Here is a 4005-nt window from a genome sequence, read left to right as displayed (position 1 = left end):
CCGAGCCGAGCGTACGGGCGCAAGCAGGGGCGGCGCTGGCCCGCACCGGGGCACTGACCGAACCCGTAGCCACCACGCTGGTCCAGATCGCCACCAGCGACACCGACCCGAGCGTACGGGCGCAAGCAGGGGCGGCGCTGGCCCGCACCGGGGCACTGACCGAACCCGTAGCCAGCGCGCTGGTCCAGATCGCCACCAGCGACACCCACCCGAGCGTACGGGCGCGAGCGCTATCGGCGCTGGCCCAAGGCGGGGCACCGACCGAACCCGTAGCCACCACGCTGGTCCAGATCGCCACCAGCGACACCGACCCGAGCGTACGGGCGCAAGCAGGGGCGGCGCTGGCCCGCACCGGGGCACTGACCGAACCCGTAGCCACCACGCTGGTCCAGATCGCCACCAGCGACACCCACCCGAGCGTACGGGCGCAAGCAGGGACGGCACTGGCCCGCACCGGGGCACTGACCGAACCCGTAGCCAGCGCGCTGGTCCAGATCGCCACCAGCGACGCGGGGTTCATGGAGCGAGTTGAGGCTATCGAAGCGCTTCGGCAAGCGATGCCGACGCCAGACCTCAGGAAAGCTCTAGTTGGGCTATTCCGCGATGACGACAACGACGTACGCAGCGCCACGGCAGCTACCCTCGTGGAGTTGAGCCGCCAGCATCCAGAACGTGCCGGCGAAATACGTGCGGATTTGGCTGCTGCCTGCCGGGACCCGGCTCTGGCAGAAAGGGACCTGTACGAAAATCGGACGGGGTGGGACTACGCATACGATGGCCTAAAAGCCCATGTGGAGGCCCTTGGTCACATCAGAATCTAGGAACAGCGGTTCCCGGCAGGGTGCGGCCTGCTCGTCGGCGAGATGCATCCATTCATGTCAATAGAGGCGCTGTCCACGGATCATCAGGCAGAACTGCACGGCGCTCCCGCACTCGCTCAGAACCAACTTTCGCGCATGTCCAGCGTCGTCCGGTCCAGCCCTTCCAGCAGGTCGAACTGCGCCGCCACCTTCGGCAACTCCCACCGGTAGAAGTACCGCGCCGCCTGCCTCTTCCCCGCCAGGAACTCCCCCTCGGCCCCGTCCGGTGACCCCAGCGCCTCCACCGCGAGCACCTGCTCCAGCCACATCCACGCGATCACCACGTGCCCGACCGCCTCCAGGTACACCGAGGCGTTCGCCAGCGCCAACTCCGGGTCGCCCGGCGCCCACAACCGCCGCGTCACCACGGCGATCCGGTCCACCGCGGCGGCTAGCTGTCCGGCCAGCTCGGAGGCGAACCCGTCGGCCTTCCACGCCCGGCTGATCGTGCCGCGGATCGTCTCCAGCAGGAGTTCCAGCGCGGCGCCGTCGCGCATGGTGACCTTGCGGCCGAGCAGGTCGAGGGCCTGGATGCCGTGGGTGCCCTCGTGGATGGCGTTGAGCCGGTTGTCGCGCCAGTGCTGCTCGACGTCGTAGTCGCGGGTGTAGCCGTACCCGCCGTGCACCTGGATGGCCAGGTCGTTGGCGGCCAGGCACCACTGCGCCGGCCAGCTCTTGGTGATCGGGGTGAGCAGGTCCAGCAGCAGTTGCGCCCGTTCGCGGTCGGCCTCGGCGGGCGCGGTCTTCTGTTCGTCGAGCAGCCGTCCGCAGTAGAGCACCAGCGCGAGCGCGCCCTCGACGTAGCTCTTCTGGGCCAGCAGCATCCGGCGTACGTCGGGGTGGGCCACGATCGGCACCTGCGGCGTGGTCGGGTCCTTGTCGGCGACCGGGCGGCCCTGCGGGCGCTGCCGGGCGTACGCGACGGACTTCAGGTACGCGGTGTAGCCGAGCGCCGTGGCGCCGGCGCCGATGCCGATGCGCGCCTCGTTCATCATGTGGAACATGACCGCGAGCCCCTGGTGCGGTTGTCCCACCAGGTAGCCGACCGCCCCGGCCCGCCCGTACGGCCGGTGCACACCCTCGCCGAAGTTCAGCAGCGTGTTGGTGGTGCCCCGGTAGCCGAGCTTGTGGTTGAGGCCGACCAGCACCACGTCGTTGCACGGCCCGAGGTTGCCGTCGTCGTCGAGCAGCGTCTTCGGCACGATGAACAGCGACAGGCCCTTCACACCGGCCGGCGCGCCGGGGATGCGGGCCAGCACCAGGTGGACGATGTTCTCGGCCAGTTCGTGGTCGCCGCCGGAGATCCACATCTTGGTGCCGACGATCCGGTAGGTGCCGTCGTCCTGCGGCTCGGCCCGGGTGGTGAGGTCGGTCAGGGAGCTGCCGGCCTGCGGTTCGGACAGGCACATGGTGCCGAAGAACCGGCCCTCGACCATGGGGCGTACCCAGGTGTCGATCTGCTCGGCGCTGCCGTGGGCGAGCAGCAGGTTGGCGTTGCCGAGGGTGAGCATCGGGTATGCCGACGTGCCCACGTTGGCGGCCTGGAACCAGGCGAACGCGGCGGCGGCCACCGTGTGCGGCAGTTGCAGGCCGCCGACCGACTCGTCCATGGTGGCGGCGAGCAGCCCGGTCTCGGCGAACGCCTCCAGCGCAGCCTTGACCTGCGGGATGGTCCGTACGCGCTGCCCGTCGAACGTGGGCTCGCCGGTGTCGGCGGCCCGGTTGTGCGGGGCGAAGCGCTCGGCGGCCACCTGGGCGGCGAGGTCCAGCACCGCGTCGACTGTTTCGCGGGTGTGCTCGGCGTAGCGGGGGCGCTCGGTCAGCCGGGTCACGTCCAGCCAGTCGTGCAGCAGGAACGTGAGGTCACGGCGGGACAGCAGCAGATCGGACGAGGACAATGTGGACTCCTTCCGGTCAGCCGCGGCGCAACCCGGCGACGGCCTCCCGCAGGTCATCCTGACTGATCGGAGCCGGTGGCGCACCCTCCGCCGCTTCCCGAAGCGCCTTGGCGAGTTGCACCCGGCGTAGCGCCTCGCGAAGGTCCGCGCCGGTCAGCCCGGCCGTGTCGGCCGCGAGGGCGGCCGGGTCGAGGTCGTCGGCGAACATTGTGAAGCCCGGCCGTTCGTGCCGGTCGATCAGCTCGCGGACCATCTTGGTGAGGATCTCCGCTCGTCCGTTCTCGTCCGGCGCCGGAATGGCGATCTTCAGGTCGAAGCGGCCGGAGCGGATCAGCGAGGCGTCGACGCGGTGCGGGAAGTTGGTGGTGGCGACCACGATGACGTCGGGGTTCTCCTCGAACAGCGTGTTCATCTCCTGCTTGAAGATGCCCGCGACGGCGTTGACGGCCTGGCTCGCCGCGTCGCCGCCGGCGCCGGCGTAGCTGATGATCGAGTCGAACTCGTCGAACAGCATGACTGTGGGCCGCCGGTAGCGGCGTGCCTCCCGGAAGATCCGCTTGATGTTGCGTTCCGAGCCGCCGAGGTACTTGTCCAGGATCTCCGGGGTGCGGATCTCCACGAAGTCCGCTCCGACCTCGTTGGCCAGGGCCCGGGCCAGCATGGTCTTGCCGGTGCCGGGCGGCCCGTACATCAGGATGCCCTGCGGCCGGCGCGCGCCCCAGCGGGCCATCGCCGCCGGGTGCCGGAACGACACCGCCACCTCCCGGAACTGCGCGACTACGTCGGGCAGGCCGCCGACCTGGTCGAGGGTCACGGTCGCGCTGCGCGGCCCGGCCGCCGTCGTCACCGGTCGCCGCCCCACGACGTACGTCCGTCCGCGCAGCACGGTCGGCTCGTCGCTGTCGCCGGACAGCTCGCGTACGGCCTGGAGCAGCAGGCCGAGCATCGCCGTCAGGTGCGCCGGACCCACGTCGGCGCTGGGCACGTCGGCGTGGATGCGTACCGTGCCGTTGTCCTGGTCGACGCGGGGCCGCAGCCCGGCTTCCCGGGCCACGCGCAGCTCCTCCCGGCCCGCCTCGTCGCCGGGCGGCGCGGCGAGCGTGCTCGTCGCCGGCCGGGCCGCCGCCGTGTTCGGCCGGGCGATGAACGGGCAGCTTGACGCCGCCGCGGCGCTGGCCGCCGACCCGTACGGCACCACCGGCCGCCGGGACACGTTGCGCCGCCGCTACGACGCCGCCGACGCGAGC

Annotated in this window: 3 protein-coding genes and 1 pseudogene; 2 read left to right on the top strand and 2 right to left on the bottom strand. The window is 71.0% G+C overall.

The window, feature by feature from the left end; all coding sequences use genetic code 11:
• A partial coding sequence (locus tag KBX39_RS25265; RefSeq protein ID WP_210872846.1) for a HEAT repeat domain-containing protein occupies positions 1 to 821 on the top strand: 821 nt, incomplete at its 5' end.
• A gap of 116 nt (positions 822 to 937) precedes the next feature.
• Here KBX39_RS25265 and KBX39_RS25260 read toward each other — a convergent pair.
• Both KBX39_RS25260 and KBX39_RS33550 read right to left on the bottom strand, forming a co-directional pair.
• Positions 938 to 2758, bottom strand: a complete 1821-nt coding sequence (locus KBX39_RS25260; RefSeq protein WP_210872844.1) for an acyl-CoA dehydrogenase — start codon at positions 2756 to 2758, stop codon at positions 938 to 940.
• Between the two features lie 16 nt (positions 2759 to 2774).
• On the bottom strand, positions 2775 to 3812 hold the full coding sequence (locus tag KBX39_RS33550; protein ID WP_312247486.1) for an ATP-binding protein: 1038 nt from the start codon (positions 3810 to 3812) through the stop codon (positions 2775 to 2777).
• A gap of 28 nt (positions 3813 to 3840) precedes the next feature.
• Here KBX39_RS33550 and KBX39_RS25250 point away from each other — a divergent pair.
• Positions 3841 to 4005 (top strand): annotated as a pseudogene (locus KBX39_RS25250) (SAM-dependent methyltransferase); the annotation flags it as partial.

The sequence above is a fragment of the Micromonospora sp. D75 genome (genome assembly GCF_018070405.1).
GTDB lineage: Bacteria > Actinomycetota > Actinomycetes > Mycobacteriales > Micromonosporaceae > Micromonospora > Micromonospora chalcea.
This window is presented reverse-complemented; position numbering and strand designations above follow the sequence as displayed.